Annotated in this window: 13 protein-coding genes; 4 read left to right on the top strand and 9 right to left on the bottom strand. The window is 57.9% G+C overall.

What is annotated here, in order from left to right; translation table 11 throughout:
* Window positions 1-506 precede the first annotated feature (506 nt).
* The 4 genes from E0L20_RS00890 to E0L20_RS00875 all read left to right on the top strand — a co-directional run bounded on the left by E0L20_RS00890 (window position 507) and on the right by E0L20_RS00875 (window position 5631).
* Complete coding sequence (locus E0L20_RS00890; RefSeq protein ID WP_131632250.1) at window positions 507-1082, top strand: fimbrial protein; 576 nt, start codon at window positions 507-509, stop codon at window positions 1080-1082.
* A 136-nt stretch (window positions 1083-1218) separates the two neighbouring features.
* The gene (locus E0L20_RS00885) at window positions 1219-1911 is read left to right on the top strand and encodes a fimbrial biogenesis chaperone (RefSeq protein WP_131632249.1); all 693 of its coding nucleotides are present in this window, start codon (window positions 1219-1221) and stop codon (window positions 1909-1911) included.
* Between the two features lie 92 nt (window positions 1912-2003).
* Window positions 2004-4460 carry a fimbria/pilus outer membrane usher protein gene (locus E0L20_RS00880; RefSeq protein WP_242673373.1) on the top strand — a complete coding sequence of 819 codons (2457 nt, stop codon included), beginning with the start codon at window positions 2004-2006 and terminating at the stop codon, window positions 4458-4460.
* A gap of 4 nt (window positions 4461-4464) precedes the next feature.
* The gene (locus E0L20_RS00875) at window positions 4465-5631 is read left to right on the top strand and encodes a fimbrial protein (RefSeq protein ID WP_131632247.1); all 1167 of its coding nucleotides are present in this window, start codon (window positions 4465-4467) and stop codon (window positions 5629-5631) included.
* Between the two features lie 48 nt (window positions 5632-5679).
* On the opposite strand, the gene cheZ is transcribed toward E0L20_RS00875, so the two are convergent.
* The 9 genes from cheZ to E0L20_RS00830 all read right to left on the bottom strand — a co-directional run bounded on the left by cheZ (window position 5680) and on the right by E0L20_RS00830 (window position 16148).
* Window positions 5680-6324, bottom strand: coding sequence for a protein phosphatase CheZ (gene cheZ / locus E0L20_RS00870; RefSeq protein ID WP_131632246.1), 645 nt, complete (start codon window positions 6322-6324; stop codon window positions 5680-5682).
* A gap of 10 nt (window positions 6325-6334) precedes the next feature.
* On the bottom strand, window positions 6335-6724 hold the full coding sequence (gene cheY, locus E0L20_RS00865; protein ID WP_131632245.1) for a chemotaxis response regulator CheY: 390 nt from the start codon (window positions 6722-6724) through the stop codon (window positions 6335-6337).
* Between the two features lie 16 nt (window positions 6725-6740).
* Window positions 6741-7790 (bottom strand): protein-glutamate methylesterase/protein-glutamine glutaminase, encoded by a 1050-nt coding sequence (locus tag E0L20_RS00860; protein ID WP_131632244.1) that lies wholly within the window; start codon window positions 7788-7790, stop codon window positions 6741-6743.
* Window positions 7787-8656, bottom strand: a complete 870-nt coding sequence (gene cheR, locus E0L20_RS00855) for a protein-glutamate O-methyltransferase CheR (RefSeq protein WP_131632243.1) — start codon at window positions 8654-8656, stop codon at window positions 7787-7789. The genes E0L20_RS00860 and cheR overlap by 4 nt, the downstream gene beginning before the upstream one ends.
* 19 nt (window positions 8657-8675) lie before the next feature.
* Window positions 8676-10277, bottom strand: a complete 1602-nt coding sequence (tap, locus tag E0L20_RS00850; RefSeq protein WP_131632242.1) for a methyl-accepting chemotaxis protein IV — start codon at window positions 10275-10277, stop codon at window positions 8676-8678.
* A gap of 44 nt (window positions 10278-10321) precedes the next feature.
* Entirely contained in the window at window positions 10322-11989 is a 1668-nt protein-coding gene (tar, locus tag E0L20_RS00845; protein ID WP_131632241.1) for a methyl-accepting chemotaxis protein II, read from the bottom strand.
* Between the two features lie 84 nt (window positions 11990-12073).
* Window positions 12074-13039 carry a Csu type fimbrial protein gene (locus tag E0L20_RS00840; protein WP_131632240.1) on the bottom strand — a complete coding sequence of 322 codons (966 nt, stop codon included), beginning with the start codon at window positions 13037-13039 and terminating at the stop codon, window positions 12074-12076.
* Complete coding sequence (locus tag E0L20_RS00835) at window positions 13036-15420, bottom strand: fimbria/pilus outer membrane usher protein (protein ID WP_131632239.1); 2385 nt, start codon at window positions 15418-15420, stop codon at window positions 13036-13038. Before E0L20_RS00835 ends, E0L20_RS00840 begins: the two co-directional genes overlap by 4 nt.
* Window positions 15396-16148 carry a fimbrial biogenesis chaperone gene (locus E0L20_RS00830; protein WP_131632238.1) on the bottom strand — a complete coding sequence of 251 codons (753 nt, stop codon included), beginning with the start codon at window positions 16146-16148 and terminating at the stop codon, window positions 15396-15398. Before E0L20_RS00830 ends, E0L20_RS00835 begins: the two co-directional genes overlap by 25 nt.
* Window positions 16149-16161 lie beyond the last annotated feature (13 nt).

Below are 16161 nucleotides of genomic sequence, written 5' to 3'. Positions count from 1 at the left end.
TGCATGCTCGCAGCCCATTTAGTCAGGGGTATCATGCCAGCACCGCCTTCCATCAATGGGCTGAAAAAAACCTATAACCGGGCCCTGTTATTCAGATTAAGATCGCACTTTGCACGTTTAGCGAGCACAGTTCGCGCAAATAATAAGCTGACAGACAAAGTCCAGCCTTTCTTTATGTGTTTTATATTACAAAATGAATTAAGCACAGCTTTATTGAACGCGTGTCCTGAAAATATTCTGAGACAAAAATTAACACAATCGGCGATTTTAAGCGCCTGGCTTTGCTGTAATGATATAAATATGTGAATTCAATAAACCATAGTAATTGAACCCCTACCTCTCATCATCCCACAAATAATACAAAATAGAGTAGCCTATATAATATTAATTCTGAGGCACCCTTACCTGAAAAAAATTAAACGTTATACTTTTGCGCGGCAGGCTCCCCTTTCACGATTAAGCAGAGGACATGCCAAATAGCGTTTTTACTTTAAGGAAAATTTAAGATGGATTTCAAAAAGAATATTATTGCAGGCGTCGCCCTCGCAACCCTGTCGATGACGGGTTTCGCCGCAGAAATGAATGCCGGCACCATTCACTTTACGGGTGAAATTATAGAACCCAGCTGCACAATTCAGGGCGACAATGGTACGGACAGTACTATACCACTGGGTACCTATCCAAAATCCCTATTTACTGAAGTTGGGAAGGAAACTACCCTCATGCCGTTCACCATTACGCTGGCTAACTGCCCATTAAAAAGCGATGGGCTTCCGGCTGTACAGCTGACCTTCAACGGCCCAACCTCGCTTACTAACACCAATACGTTACTGGATGTCAGTAAAATCACCACAACTGGCGACACTGCAGCCACCGGGATCGGCGTTGCCGTGAGTCCAGCGGGTAAAGATACTCAGTTTATTACCATGGACGGTGCGGAAGGTCAGGTCTATATCGAGCTGGCAACAAAATCCTCCGACACCATTAAGGCGGACTTTAATGCCCGCTATAAATCTTTTGCTGCCGAGGTCACCGCCGGCCCGGCAGACGCGGATATGACGGTAAACATTCTTTACCGCTAATAAACGGCTTTTGACATTCAGGATATATATATTCCCAGGCGTCATGACGTTTAAGGAGCCATGCTCAGATAATAGTCCGAGTCCGCTTCCGGACTATTATCTTTTTTTCTCAACCTCCTTTATTAAAGGTTTCACCATGCGCATTTCTCTTAAGCTCTTATTATGCGTTCCTGTTATTGCGAGCACCCTTTGTCACGCGGAAGGCGTTCAGATAGGTCGCACACGCATAATCTACGATGCCGCGAAAAAGGAAGTTGCCCTGCCCTTACAGAATAACGATCGCGAACGTCCCTGGTTAATACAGTCATGGACGGATACGGGCGATGGTAAAACGCACGGGCCCTTTATCGTCACGCCGCCCCTCTTTCGCCTCGATCCGCAAAAAGAGCAAAGCCTGCGCATAACCTGGAACGGCACGAACTTACCGGACGATAGAGAGTCGCTGTTCTACATGAACGTGCGAACCGTACCCGCCACGGCGACGGATGAAGAGAATAAAAACGTCCTGCGTCTGATCTATAAAACGCGCCTGAAGCTGTTCTGGCGCCCGGCCGGGCTGAGCGGTACGCCATCCGAAACCTGTCAAAGCCTGCGCTTCGTTCGTCACGGCCAGCAGCTCACCGTCATCAACGACGGGGCGTTCTACAGCGTCTTTGATTCACTTGCGCTGGGCGCGCGCAAGGTCGAGAAGGCCGACATGGTTGGCCCTAAATCCAGCGCGGCCATTCCTCTCCCCGACGGCGCTCAGGGTGCGAGCGTTAGCTGGCGATGCATTACCGATTACGGCAACGCTTCCGAAAAACATACTTCCCCCCTGGCGCAGGATTAAGGAACGCAATGATTACAGGACGTAATTATTTGTCATACAGCCGGATCTTCAGACCAAATCCGCTTCTCCGCTGCCTTGGCGGCGTTTTGCTCATGGCAAGCTGCTCGGCGCAGGCCCGTGAGTATCGGTTCTCCCCTTCATCGCTTGAAGGGAATATGCTGTCGCAACAGGATATCGACCTTTCCCTCTTTTCAAAGTCGAATGCTCAGCTGCCCGGCACCTATTCTTCACGGGTGCGGGTAAACGACCGCCGCCTGAAGGACGCGAATATCGCGTACGTCAGCTCCCCGGAAGGCGCGCTGATCCCTCAGCTTACGCCGGATATGCTGCGCGCCTGGGGGATTGCTATCGATCGTTATCCCGCGCTGCAAGCACTGCCCGCTAATCAGGCCTTGCCTGACAATCTCGGGCGCTATATCCCCCAGGCCTCTGCGCAGCTTGATTTCTCAACCATGACGTTAACGTTGAGCATTCCTCAGGCCGCGATAAGCGAAACCGGTCGCGATTACATCGATCCTTCACGCTGGGACGACGGGGTGCCGGTCATGTTCAGTGACTACGCCTTTTCTGGATCAACAAATAAGGACAGCGGAGACAGCAGCACCACGAATCAGTATCTGAATTTACGCACCGGTGCCAATCTGGGCGGCTGGCGCGTGCGTAACTACACGACGTGGAGCAATTCGGACAGCGAAAAGCAGTGGGAAACCATTAATACCTTCCTGCAGCATGACGTGGATGTCCTCAAAGCGCAGTTCACCGCCGGGGAGAGCAACACGCGGGGCGAGGTTTTCGATAGCATGCAGTACCGGGGCGTCAATCTTGCGTCGGATGAGGAGATGCTGCCCTACAGCCAGCGTGGATATGCCCCTGTCATACGCGGCATCGCCAGCTCTAACGCGGAGGTCTCGGTGCGTCAGAATGGCTATCTCATCTACCAGCAAAACGTTGCGCCGGGGGCGTTCGAGATCAATGACCTCTACTCGACCACCAACAGCGGCGATCTGGACGTCACGGTAAAGGAGGCCGACGGCACCGAGCACCACTTCACGCAGCCCTACTCCAGTATCGCGGTCATGCTGCGTCCGGGACGAATAAAGTACGAACTGACGGCGGGCCGCTATCGGGCTGACAGCGGAAGCGACCAAAAGGAGCCTGACTTTCTCCAGGGAAGCATGATTTACGGTTTAAACAACCTGCTCACCTGGTTTGGCGGGCTCACGCTCTCGAAAGACTATAGCGCAGCCAATACCGGCGTCGGCCTGGCGCTGGGGCCTTTGGGCTCGCTGTCGGCCGACGTTACCGCGGCCGACACCCGGCTCGACGACGGCAGCCAGCACACGGGCCAGTCATGGCGCTTGCTTTATACCGGCAAGCTGGATCCCACCAATACCAACTTCAGCCTGGGCAGCTATCGCTATTCCAGCCGCGGATACTACAGCTTCGCCGACGCCAACCAAAAGCTTGACGGGCACGAAGACGATCTGCTGTTTCGTTACAACAAGCGCAACCGCATACAGGCCAGCATCAGCCAGACCCTGGCAGGGGTAAGCCTTTATCTGAACGGCTATCAGCAGGACTATTGGGGCACCTCAAATAAGGAGCGCAGCCTGTCGGTTGGCATGAATACCGTTATTGCCGGCACGAGCTATCATCTGGCCTATACCTACAGCAAAACCAACGGCGAAGCGTCCGACAGGATGATCTCCTTCGGCTTCAGTATCCCCCTCTCCCGATGGCTGCCTCGCGCCTGGAGCAGCTATAATATCAGCAACACCAGGGACGGCTATACGCGACAAAACGTAGGCCTCAGCGGCACGCTGCTGGATGACGAGCGCCTGAGCTACTCGCTGCAGCAGAGCCACGCCAACCACGACGGGGAGGACACCAGCAGCGTATACGGCAGCTACCGTTCGCAATACGCCAACCTGACCGCCGGGTATTACGCCTCCAGTGATAGCGCTCAGCAGCTTAACTACGGCATTAGCGGCGCGCTTGTTGCCCATCCTCAGGGCGTCACGCTGGCGCAACCTTTAGGCAGCCAGTTTGCCATCGTGAGCGCCAACGACGCTTCCGGCGTCCGCTTCCAGAACCAGCGAGGCATACAGACCGACTGGCAGGGTAACGCCGTCATTCCGTCGCTCACCCCGTATCAGGAAAACAACATTCGTATTGATACGTCGAGCCTGCCGGAAAACGTCGACAGCAGCGATACCGCCATCACCGTCATACCCTCGCGCAACGCTGCCGTCATGGCCAGGTTTGATGCTCACACGGGCTATCGCATGTTGATCGCCCTGAAGCGTCCAAACGGCTTGCCCGTCCCGTTTGGGGCTATTGCGACCAGCGATACCCCGCTCATCAGCGGCATTGTAGATGATACCGGCACCGTCTATCTGGCAGGTATCGGCGAGGCCGCACGGCTCACCGTGAAATGGGGCAACGGCGCGGAGCAGCAGTGCCGCGCCAGCATTACGCAACCGTCAGCCAGCCAAAATGAAAGGCCTAACGGTATTCGCTCGGTTAGCGCGCTTTGTCAGCAGGAATAAACAGATGACAACAAGACTCAATAAACAGCTCTCTATGGCCTTTCTGGTCACGGTCCTCTCGGTGGCCTTTACCCACCCCGTGTGGGGAACGGCGACGTCACTTCATAACTGTTTTGGTGCACCGCAAACCTACAGCACCTCATTCGACCACGAGTTTTCGTCCAGCGAAAACAGAGCAAATCACGATTATGACGTTCCCGATCATCTGGTCGGCAATGGCCCGGAGATGGTGGCCAACTGTACCTGTCCGGGGAATCTGTATTCGTCCAGCACGATTTATGAAAAAACGCTGGCCGGTAGTCCACTTAGCCCCGGCACAAACGGCTACGGCTTTCTTACCGATAAGATCGATGCGGATATCACCGGCTACGCTGATGCGATCAACTCTCCCGACGGCAATTTTTTGACCCCGATAACCATCAATGAATACCCGACGTCCAGAGGGAGCATGAATAGCGTTACCGAAAATACGCTCGCCAGAACCGAAGGCGAAGCCAGCGTCTGCAGCACAGAGACTCAACCCTCGGGCGGAGCCACGATAAAGCGAAATTTCCGCTGGAACGTTGTGGCCGTCATGCTGCACGTTAAAAAACCGATACTGGGACAGGAGGTGATCCCCCCCACGATCATCGCTCAAAACTACGCCTGCCTCTACTTTGGCACAGGCGCAAGCTGTGACGCAGGACAGGCCGAACACGTTTCAGATATCTGGTTTAGCGGCACGCTATCGGCGCCGCTCAGCTGCACCATCAACGCGGGCAGCACCATTGAGGTTGAGTTCGGCAGCATTGTCAGCAAACAGTTCGTCAGCAAGGGGCAGCCGCCTAAGGGTTATGCTCTTAAAAACGTCGATATTGCCTACCACTGTGACGATAACGCCGTCGGGAACACTGACCGTATCAGGCTTACGCTCACGGCAGATCAGGGCGTGGCGGACAGCAGTACGCCGTATATTGCGAAGCTGCTGGAAAGAGACGACCTTGGTGTGCGCGTGTACGATGAAAACAGCCAGAACGTCGCGCTGGATGGCACGTACGAATTTCCCGTGGGGATGGACGAAGAGGGAAACGGCGTCGTGAAGATTCAGGCCGCGCCGGTCAGCACGAAAGACGCCACGCCTGAGCCGGGTAGTTTTGAGGGCAACGTGACGATAAAGATGGATCTTCGCTAGCGGAATAACCCTCAGGCTGAACCAGCCGCCTGAGGGTTATCAGAACGATCAGAAGCCGAGGCTGTCCAGCAGGTCGTCGACCTGATCCTGGCTTGCCACGACGCCCGCTTTGGTTGCGTCGAGCTGCGGGCCGTTGAGCAGGCTTTCGTTCTCGCGTTTCGGACGGGCAGCCGGTTCCGGGATGTTCTCCAGCAGCACCATCAGCAGCTGACGTTCAATCTCCTGGATCACATCCATCATGCGCTTGATCACCTGACCGGTCAGGTCCTGGAAATCCTGCGCCATCATGATGTCCAGCAGCTGCGCGTTAGTGAAGCTGGTATGCCCAGGCACATCGCCCAGGTATTGACGGGTGTCAGTAACCAGCTCGCGGGCATCCGCCAGTTCAATCGGGTTCTCAAACCACGCGTCCCAGCGTTTGCTCAGCGCCTTCGCGCCCTTCTCCATCGCGTCCTGATGCGGCTGTGAAGCCTCAACGCTGTTCAGGGCACGTTCAGCCGCCTGCGCGGTCATCTGCACCACGTAGTCCAGACGATCGCGTGCGTCAGGAATCGCCTCCGCCGCTTCCGCGATGGCCTGATCCAGCCCCAGTTCACGCAGGCTGTCACGCAGCATACGCGTCAGGCTACCGATGCGGGCAATAATGTCGCTCGGTGAATGTTCTTCAACGGGTTTCATAGCAGGTTGCAACATATCCATCACCTCACATGCCGAGTTTCTCGAAGATCTTACCGAGCTTCTCTTCCAGGGTTGCAGCGGTGAATGGCTTCACCACATAGCCGCTCGCGCCCGCCTGCGCGGCGGCAATGATGTTCTCTTTTTTCGCTTCTGCGGTCACCATCAGCACCGGCAGTGACGACATACCCGCATCGGCGCGAATGGTTTTCAGCAGTTCCAGACCGTCCATGTTAGGCATGTTCCAGTCGGAGATAACAAAACCAAAGCTGCCCGCCTGCAGTTTGTTCAGCGCATCAACGCCGTCTTCTGCTTCTTCAACGTTGTTGAAGCCCAGCTCTTTCAGCAGGTTGCGCACAATGCGACGCATGGTGGAAAAGTCATCCACAACCAAAAATCTGAGCTCTTTGTCCGCCATAAAACTACACTCCTCTTTAAATACGTATTGCCTGTCCGGCACTGATTTTCGCCAGCATCTGCTGGCTTACCTGGCTAAGATCGACCACTTCGCTCACGCCACCCATATTGATGGCCTCGCGCGGCATGCCGAACACCACACAACTTGCTTCATTCTGCGCAATCGTCCAGGCGCCAGCCTGGTGCATTGCAAGCATTCCGGCGGCGCCATCGTTGCCCATCCCCGTCAGGATCACCCCAACGGCGTTGCGCCCCGCATGTTTCGCCACCGAATGAAACAGCACATCCACCGACGGACGGTGCCGGTTAACCGGCGGCCCGTCATGAATTTTGATTTGATAGTTCGCGCCGCTGCGCGACAGCTCCATATGCTTATCGCCCGGCGCGATATAGGCGTGACCCGGGAGCACGCGCTCGCCGTCTTCCGCCTCCTTCACGCTAATCTGACACAGCTTGTTCAGGCGCTCGGCGAACGAGCGGGTAAAGCCAGGCGGCATATGCTGGGTAATCAGAATACCCGGGCTTGAGAGCGGCAATGGCTGGAGTACATGGCGAATTGCCTCTGTTCCTCCGGTTGATGCGCCAATCACCAGCAGTTTTTCCGAGCTGAGCAACGGGCCGGCCTTCAGGGTGGCCGGCGCGGCCAGCGGTTTGTGCGCCGCCAGCTTCGCCCGCGACGCGGTGCGGATCTTCTCGGCGATCATCTCGCTGTACGCCAGCATCCCTTCACGAATGCCGAGCTGCGGCTTGGTGACAAAATCCACCGCCCCCAGCTCCAGCGCGCGCAGGGTGATTTCCGAACCTTTACCGGTCAGGGAGGAGACCATCACCACCGGCATTGGACGCAGGCGCATCAGTTTTTCCAGGAAATCGATCCCGTCCATGCGCGGCATTTCGACATCCAGCGTCAGCACGTCGGGGTTATATTTTTTAATTAAATCCCGCGCTACAAGTGGGTCAGGGGCGGTCGCCACCATTTCCATATCGCTGTGGCTATTGATAATTTCAGTCATGATCTGGCGCATCAGCGCCGAATCATCGACAGACAATACCCTGATTTTACTCATGCTTTTTCCTTACTCAGCGCATATACCGTCTGCCCACGCAGGCTAAACTCGCGCGCGAGGTTGCTAAAGTTTTCCGAGTGCCCGGCAAACAGTAAACCGTCCGGCTTGAGCAACGGAACAAAGCGGCGCAGGATGTCCTGCTGCGTCGTTTTATCAAAATAGATCATCACGTTACGGCAAAAAATCGCGTCGAACGGCCCCGGCACGTTGTACTGCTTGTCCAGCAGGTTGACGGGAGCAAACTCTACGCAGTTCGCCAGCTCCTGGCGTACGCGCACCAGCCCTTCATGCGGACCCGTGCCGCGCATGAAGTAACGCTGCAGCTGCTGAGGCGACAGCGTTTTCAGCTCATCCTGGCGATACACCCCGTTACGGGCTTTCTCCAGCACCTCGGTGTCGATATCGCTGGCGTACACTTTCCAGCGCCCCGGCGCCATCCCCAGCGTGTCTGCCAGGGTGATCGCCAGCGAGTACGGTTCTTCTCCGGTTGACGCTGCCGCACTCCAGACGCGGTACTCTCCCCCGGCGCGGCGGCGCGCGTGGTCTGCCAGCACCGGGAAGTGATGGCCTTCACGGAAAAAGGCCGTCAGGTTGGTGGTTAACGAGTTAATAAAAGCCTGCCATTCCGCGCTGTTTTGATTCGCTTCGAGCATACTCAGATAGCGGCCAAAATCGTCCAGCCCGAGCGTACGCAAGCGACGCACCAGCCGGTTGTAAACCATGTCTCGCTTATGATCCGCAAGCACGATCCCCGCACGCTGGTAGATTAACTGACATATCCGACGAAAATGCGCGTCGGACAGCGCGAGGCGCTGTGTCATCTGTAACAATAATGACGTTTGCCCTGTGGGCGTGGGTGATGTCATAGCGCCTTCTTAATCACATTCAGGATACAACTGGCACGGCCTGCGACCGCCCGACTTCTGCTACTGCTTCAACCTGCTCTTTTACGTTAAACACCGCCACCAGCCCGGTGAGGTGGTCGGCCTGGTTTGCCAGCTGATCGGTGGCCGCTGCTGCCTCTTCCACTAACGAGGCGTTCTGTTGGGTGACCTGATCCATCTGGCTAACCGCCTGGGCGACCTGCTCAATCCCACGGCGCTGCTCATCCGACGCCGAGGCGATTTCACCCATGATGTCGTTAACGCGGGTGACGGAGGTGACGATCTCGGTCATGGTTTTCGCTGCCGTATCGACCAGGGCCGATCCCTGCTGTACTCGCGAGACCGACTCTTCGATCAGCCCTTTAATCTCCTTCGCCGCGTTGGCGCTGCGGCTTGCCAGGTTGCGCACTTCACCCGCGACGACGGCAAATCCGCGCCCCTGTTCACCTGCCCGCGCCGCTTCAACGGCGGCGTTGAGCGCCAGGATGTTGGTCTGGAACGCAATGCCGTCAATCACGCTGATGATGTCGCCAATTTTCTGCGAGCTGGCGGCAATGTCCTGCATTGTGCTGGCAACGTGCGACGCCTGATCGCCGCCTTTCTTCGCCGTCAACGCGGCCTGCTTTGACAGGTCCGACGCCTGACGCGCGTTGTCGGCGTTCTGGCTTACCGTGGCCGTTAGCTGTTCCATGCTGGCCGCCGTCTGCGCCAGCGACGCCGCCTGCTGCTCGGTGCGGGACGACAGATCGTTATTGCCTGCCGCAATCTCCGAGATCCCGGTGTGCATGGCGTAGCTGCCCTGCCGCACGTCGCTCACCGTTTCCCGCAGCGATCCCTGCATCGCCTTCAGGCTGGCAAAAATCGCCGAAATTTCGTTCTTCCCGTATACCGCCACCGGGCGCGCCAGGTTGCCCTTCGCAATGCTGTCGAAGTGGCTGCTGATAATCGCCAGCGGTTGCACAATCATCCTGCGTGCCCAGAGCAGCGCGCCGCCGGTAAGCAGCGCGGCCAGGATCACCACCGTGGCAAAAATCAGCCCGGACATGTGGTAGCTGGTGCGGCTGTCCGCCCCGGCGCGTTCAACGAACTGGTTGATATCCTGCTGCCAGGCGTTAAAGCTGCCATCGAACGCCGCCTGAGAATCTTGTACCGGCGCGGTCAGGAAGTCAGAAAGCTGGTTGTTCTCAAGCCAGGTGGCCTGGTGATCCAGATCGCTGTACCACCCGTCAAAATTCTTCTTCATGGCCGTCTTCAGCGCCTTCCCTTTCTCACTCACCGCGTCCTGCGAGATAAAGGCTTTGAACTGCGCGTCGGCCTGCTTCAGGCTGCTGCGCGCCACCGCCATTAACGCTTTGATATCATCCGGCGGATAGCTCAGCGCGGTCAGCGTTCCTGCTTTGTTCAGCGCGGTGCTTGCCTGCAACAGCACGGCACGGGTTTGTGCCAGTGCGGAGCGCTGTTGATTACTCGCCTCAACTTCCTGCAAATTCTGATAGCCATCGCGAAACGCCCAAAAAGACAACCCGTTACTGCCAACCTGCAACACACCACAAAGGATCAGAATCAAAAACAGTGTGGTCGAGATACGAATACGATTTAACATCCACGCTCCCAATAAGCGGCAAGCAGCCGCGGTTTAAATGTCAGTCAAAATGTTTCCCAGTTTTCATCCTGTCCGGTCACCGCTGCGCGCGTGCGTGATGCCCCTGGCGCGGCGGTTGTCTCAGCGTACGAGGCACGCGAGCTGACCGTATTTGTAGGTTTGGAAGTAAGACGAAACGCCGAGACGGCCATCTTCAGACGGCTCGCCTGGTCCTCCAGCGCAGCGGCCGCCGCGGCGGACTCCTGCACCAGCGCGGCGTTTTGCTGCGTCACACGATCCATTTCCGATACCGCCAGGGCGACCTGGTCGATACCACGACTCTGCTCATCCGATGCAGAAGCGATTTCACCCATGATGTCCGTCACGCGCGTCACGGCATTCACGATGTCATTCATGGTTTCACCCGCACTTTCCACCAGCACCGAGCCGGTATCCACGCGTGAAACGGAGTCTTCAATGAGCGCTTTAATCTCTTTCGCCGCGTTGGCGCTGCGGCTGGCGAGGTTGCGCACTTCCCCGGCCACCACGGCGAATCCACGCCCCTGCTCGCCGGCACGCGCCGCTTCTACCGCAGCGTTCAGCGCCAGGATGTTGGTCTGGAAGGCGATACCGTCGATGACGCTGATGATGTCGGCGATCTTCTTCGAGCTGTCGGCAATGTCGTGCATGGTTTTGACCACGCCGTCCACCACGCGCCCGCCGCGCTGCGCCGTTTCGGAGGCGCTTTCCGCCAGCTGCGACGCCTGGCGGGCGTTATCGGCGTTTTGCTTCACGGTGGCGGTCAGCTCTTCCATGCTGGCGGCGGTTTCTTCCAGCGCCGAAGCCTGCTGCTCGGTACGGGAAGAGAGATCGTTGTTACCCATCGCGATTTCGCTGGTGCCGGTATAGATGGCATCCGAGCCGTTTCGCACGTTGGCGACGGTATCCATCAGCGAACTCTGCATATGGTCAACGCTGTTTGCCAGTTCGGTGATCTCATTACGCCCCGACACGGTCAGGGTTTTGGTCAGATCCCCAGAGGCAATATCGCGGATGTGCGCAATGACGCGCCCAAGCGGGTTAAGAAGGATATGGCGAATGCCGTACCAGACGGCCATCAGCACGATAACCAGCGCCAGCGCGAGGATCGCCATCTGCCATTTGGCAAAGCGGTAGTCATTCTGGCTTTCCGTAAAGGCCGAGTGGTACAAATCGCTGCTGGCCCTGGCGTATTCGCCCAGCGCCGCGCCGAGGGCATTTTGCATCCCCTGCGTTGGCTGTGCGAAATAGGCATCCATATTGCCGCCTTCAAGGAACTGAATAAGCTCCGTCAGGCCGGCAAAGTAGGCGTTGTATTTTTCATCGATGCTGGCGCTCGCCTGCTCCATCGCGGGCTGGGGGGCAATCTTTTTGAAGGCATCGTAATGTTTTGCCGCGTCAGCCAGGGTGGCGCGGGCGTTCTTCAACAGGTCCGTTTTCGCGCTGCTCTGCTGATTGTTCGGGTCCATCATCATGCGGGCGGATGAACGGCTCAGGTTGATGCGCGTTTGCAGCATCAGATCCCATGTTGTGGTCAGTTCACTCTGCTGCACGCGAAGGTCGTTCGAAGCCGCGAAGCTGTCCTGGTTCTGTTTTAACGACGAGAAAAAGAGGCCACCGGAAATAAGCTGAAGAAGTGCGAAAATGACCAGCACCATCATGAGCATTGTGACAACGCGGATACGGTTCAACATACAACACCTTCTCATAGATTTATTAACGGTGTTATCGGCACAGGCCACAGGAACTTTACATTTGCGAAAGGGAAAAGCGCGGGGTTAAAACGCGACGTCGACGATCAGCGTGTCGGTATAGGTTCCGGCAGGCGGCGTGGCCTGGCTGGTGAGGACTTTGGCGGTGTAGTTATAGGTACGCAATAAGCCGTCGGCGCTCAGCTGCGAGGAGGCCGAGCTGGCCCAGCGCTCCGTACCGCTGCCGCCCCAGCGATTGCCGCTTGCTTCTTTATAGATTTCGTAACTCATAAAGTTACTGCCGCTGACCATACGGCGAACGTTGTTTAGCGCATTGGCACCATTGTTTATTCCTATGGTGTAGGCGCTGCCTTTGGTGCAGGTGACGGCGATAGCTTGCGAAACGGTGGGGAAATTTTGCACCAGCGGCGCGCTGTTAAAGTTCACGTCCGGCGTGGTCATGGTGCTGCAGTCGTTGGTGACGTTCATGTTCACCGTAATGCTGGTGTTGGAGGTGCCGGTTTGTTGCCCCGAGAGGCACAGGTTGAGTACCCCCACAGAACAGACGCTGTAGGTAATACTGAAGTTGAGCGTGACCTGATACGGCCCCGCCGTTACGTTCTGGCCTGGAACGGTGCGGAAATAGAGCGGAATATTATACTGTTTGCCGCCAATCAGATTTAACAGCGTGCTGCCGCCCCAGGTATAGGTTTTGGTGGTCTGCACTTCGCTACTGCCAGCGCAGCCGGACTGCCCGCACAGGCGGGTGGGGATCGCGTCGGTAATGGTCGCGTTGTCGGTACGCTTCATGGTCGCCCGACTGTTGGCGGAAACCGTCGCCGAAATAAAGTTAAGCGTGACCGAATCGCTGGTGAGCAGGTTCAAAATCGCGTCACAGGCGACAATCAGCGTGCCGGTGGTTTCGACCTCCCCCGCGCCGCTGAGGGCAAAAGACGTCACGCTGCCAAAGGAGGCATTCGCCGTGCTGACGGTACAGGCCGCCCAGCTGCCGCCAGAAAACAGCAGCAGCACGGCCAGCAGCAGGCGCTTCACGTGCCCTCCCGGCAAATCAGCGGGCCAAAGGTTTGCAGCTTATGCTCCGGGTTTGCGCCAACGGTCAGCGTAACCCTGCAGCGCTTCCCGGCTGGCGTCGTCACCTCCAGCGCATTTACGTCGCTGAGATTTTCCAGCCACGCGATGCCGTCATACCCCACTACCGCAGCGCTGCGCGAGGCGCGTCTCACCTGGCTTCCCACCGGGATGGCGTGCCCCTGCGCGTCGTGGAGGATCACGCTGGCTACCCGCTCCTGCTCCATGGGGAAATCAACCAGATAGCCACTGTGGCGGCGGATCGCCACCCGGCGCTCGGTCTCTTTTAACCGGGTATCGGCAGGCAAATTCAGGGTATCAATGCTGTAGCTCGCCGGATAATAGGCCGACACGCCGCTCACCAGCAGATAGCCGTTGTTGTTGGTTTTGCCGACCGGCTGGTTTTCATAGCTGACGGGCACGTCCGGATGGCCGTCGGTGCTGATCACCACAAAGGCATCGTTGATTTTGTTCGCCGCAAACAGTTCGCCGTCCATCAGCACGATGGAGCCCATCGCCTCGCCCCACCAGGTCATCATGTCCCGCTCGCCGTAGCCGCCGCCCTGCAGCTCAATGTTGCTGTTGCGCCAGCCGAGCGTGCCCTGCTGGTAGTTGCTCCGCTGCGACTGATTGGCCCACGCCATGTTCCAGCTCAGGCCGCCGTCGGACGGCATCGAGTGGTTATAGTTGATGCGCTGGGTGCTCCCGGAATCCGGCGTATTTTCAAAGGTCACGGCGGCGCTGTCGCGTTCCCCCAGCGGCACCTGCAGAGAGAGCGCCATCGTCCAGTCGCCGCGCTGCTGGTCGCGGCTGGCCGCGAGGTAAATACTGCTGGAGCCCCACAGGTTGCGGCTCCAGGACAGGTTAAGCAGCTCGGTTTTCTGGCTGTCAAAACTTTCCACGCCAATCCAGGCCGCGCCGATGTTACCGTACTGCCCGAGGTTAAAGGTCAGGGAATACTGGTCCGTATTGCGGCTGAAGCTGGCAATGGGCCTGTCGTTTTCATCGTAAACCGTCGGCTGGTCATACAGGGCCAGGTTGCCAAAATCCCGCGAGCGCCGGGTATGCTGTGTCGCCACGCTGAATTCACTGGTGCTGTACTGGTATCCCCAGTTGATTTGTCCGCCGTCGTCACCGCGCATTCGGCTGTGGCTGTACGAGGAGTTCACGACGCCAAAGCGCCCCAGCTTGACGACCGTTCCCGCGCCGCCGAGGGCCAGCTCCTCCGCGCCCTCGGCGTGGCCTTCCAGCGTCAGCCAGTCCGTTAGGCCATAGCGGTACGATCCGCTGCCCGCAGCCGGACCATAGTCGAAATTCTTGATACCGTAATTGCGGCGCAGGCTCCCCAGCGTTACCGCCCCGTCGCTCAGCCCCTCCTTCAGCAAATCGCTGGTGACGTAAAACGGCAGCGTGGTGCTCACCTGCCGCCCCAGGGCGTCGGTGGTGACCAGCACCGCGTCCCCGGCGCCGTTGATGTACGGCAGGTTGGTCAACGTAAACGGCCCCGGCTGCAGCTGGGTCGAGCCGGAACGGTAGCCGTTGATAAAGAGATCGACAGAGGTTGGCACGGCGGCTTCGCCCGAGAACTCCGGCAGCGGCCAGGTGACCAGGTCCGGGCGCAACGAGAAATCGCGTCCGTAGCTGATCCCGCCCATACGCACGCTTGAGGTCCAGCTCAGGGCATCGCTAATGACGTCCCCGGCGGTCCAGGTGGTGGCATCCTCTTCGTTGGTCACCAGCAGGGTCGTGTCGTAGCGCACGTAGCCCTCCTGCTGGCCGTTGCTTCCGGCGAAATTTTCCCGCGCATAGCCGGTGGACGAGAACGAACCGTTCTCGTTGAAATAGCGAAACTCATGCCAGAGCGCGGCCTGACCGCCGATATGTTCGGTGTGGTTGGTATAGAGATCGTAATTAAGCAGCGCCCCTCTGCCGTAGTGGGGTTTGCTTTGGGCCGTTTGCCCGCTGAAAGGGGTGACGCGGGAAGAGACCCAGTCGCGGGGCACGGTCAACATCAGACGCTGTGCGGCGCTGTCGTATTCCACGCGCACCTGTGACAGCGTGGACAAATTGACGTCCCCCGTTGGCACATGCTCGGGCGGAAGCCCGGCGCGCAGCAGATCCGCACTGGAAATAAAGTACGCGCCATCGCGCTGCGTCACGGGGACGACCAGCCCGGTGTCATAGTGGTTCAGCACCAGCGCAAGCTGAAACACCGCCTCGCCGTTTATGGCCTGAGCCTGCGGCGGCGGCGGCAAGCTGTCATCGCCGGGCTCGGCCCAGGTGCTGGTACTGACGCAGAGCAGGATCATCATCGCGGGTTTCAGTTGACGGGCGTCGACTGCCATTGCGTATCCCTGGCATTAATCTGTGCGCTCATCTGGTTTGGCTGACGCACGCCGGCCGGCAGAGGCCAGCTGCGCGCGCTGTGCGGCAGAACGTACCCCAGCAGCCCCTCCGCAATCGTGCGCTTTTGCCCCCCCTGTTCGAGCGCCACCTGGCTGAGCCTGACGTGAACATCGCCCTGATTGCGAACCTCCAGCACGGGCTGCCCGCCCTCCTGCGCAACGCGCCAGCTCAGGTTTTTAGTATCAACGAGCGCGTGATGTGCGCCCTCTTTTATGGTCGGAATGCCTTGCCCGTAGACAAAGAGCGGGATGGAGTAGCGCATCTGCAGCTTGAGGCCGATAGCCGGATCGGCTTTGGCATCGGGCTGGGGAATTTCATCCACGATGATGCGGTAGGCTTGCTCAACGCCCATCGGCACCGTGCCCTGTTTAATCAGGCGGATCAGCTGCTTGCTGCCTTTGCCAATGGTTACGATCGGCGGGCTGGCGACGACGTCCTGCTGCGCCGAGTAGCGCTCGTATCCCCCATCCTGCCTCCAGCGCACGATACGCACCTGCATGGTCGTCGCGCTGTTCCCTTGATTCTGAATCCACAACTCCGTGGCTTTGGTCTCTGCCGAGAGCCACGGATCGATGGGCCATAACAGAATGGTCGCCGCCGCGTGCGCCTGACCGGCTGCGACCCCCAACATACTCGCCAGGCAAATGCGCCTGAATAATGGCTTCATCGATGCTCTCCCT

This window comes from Enterobacter wuhouensis, from assembly GCF_004331265.1.
Taxonomy (GTDB): Bacteria; Pseudomonadota; Gammaproteobacteria; order Enterobacterales; family Enterobacteriaceae; genus Enterobacter; species Enterobacter wuhouensis.
This window is presented reverse-complemented; position numbering and strand designations above follow the sequence as displayed.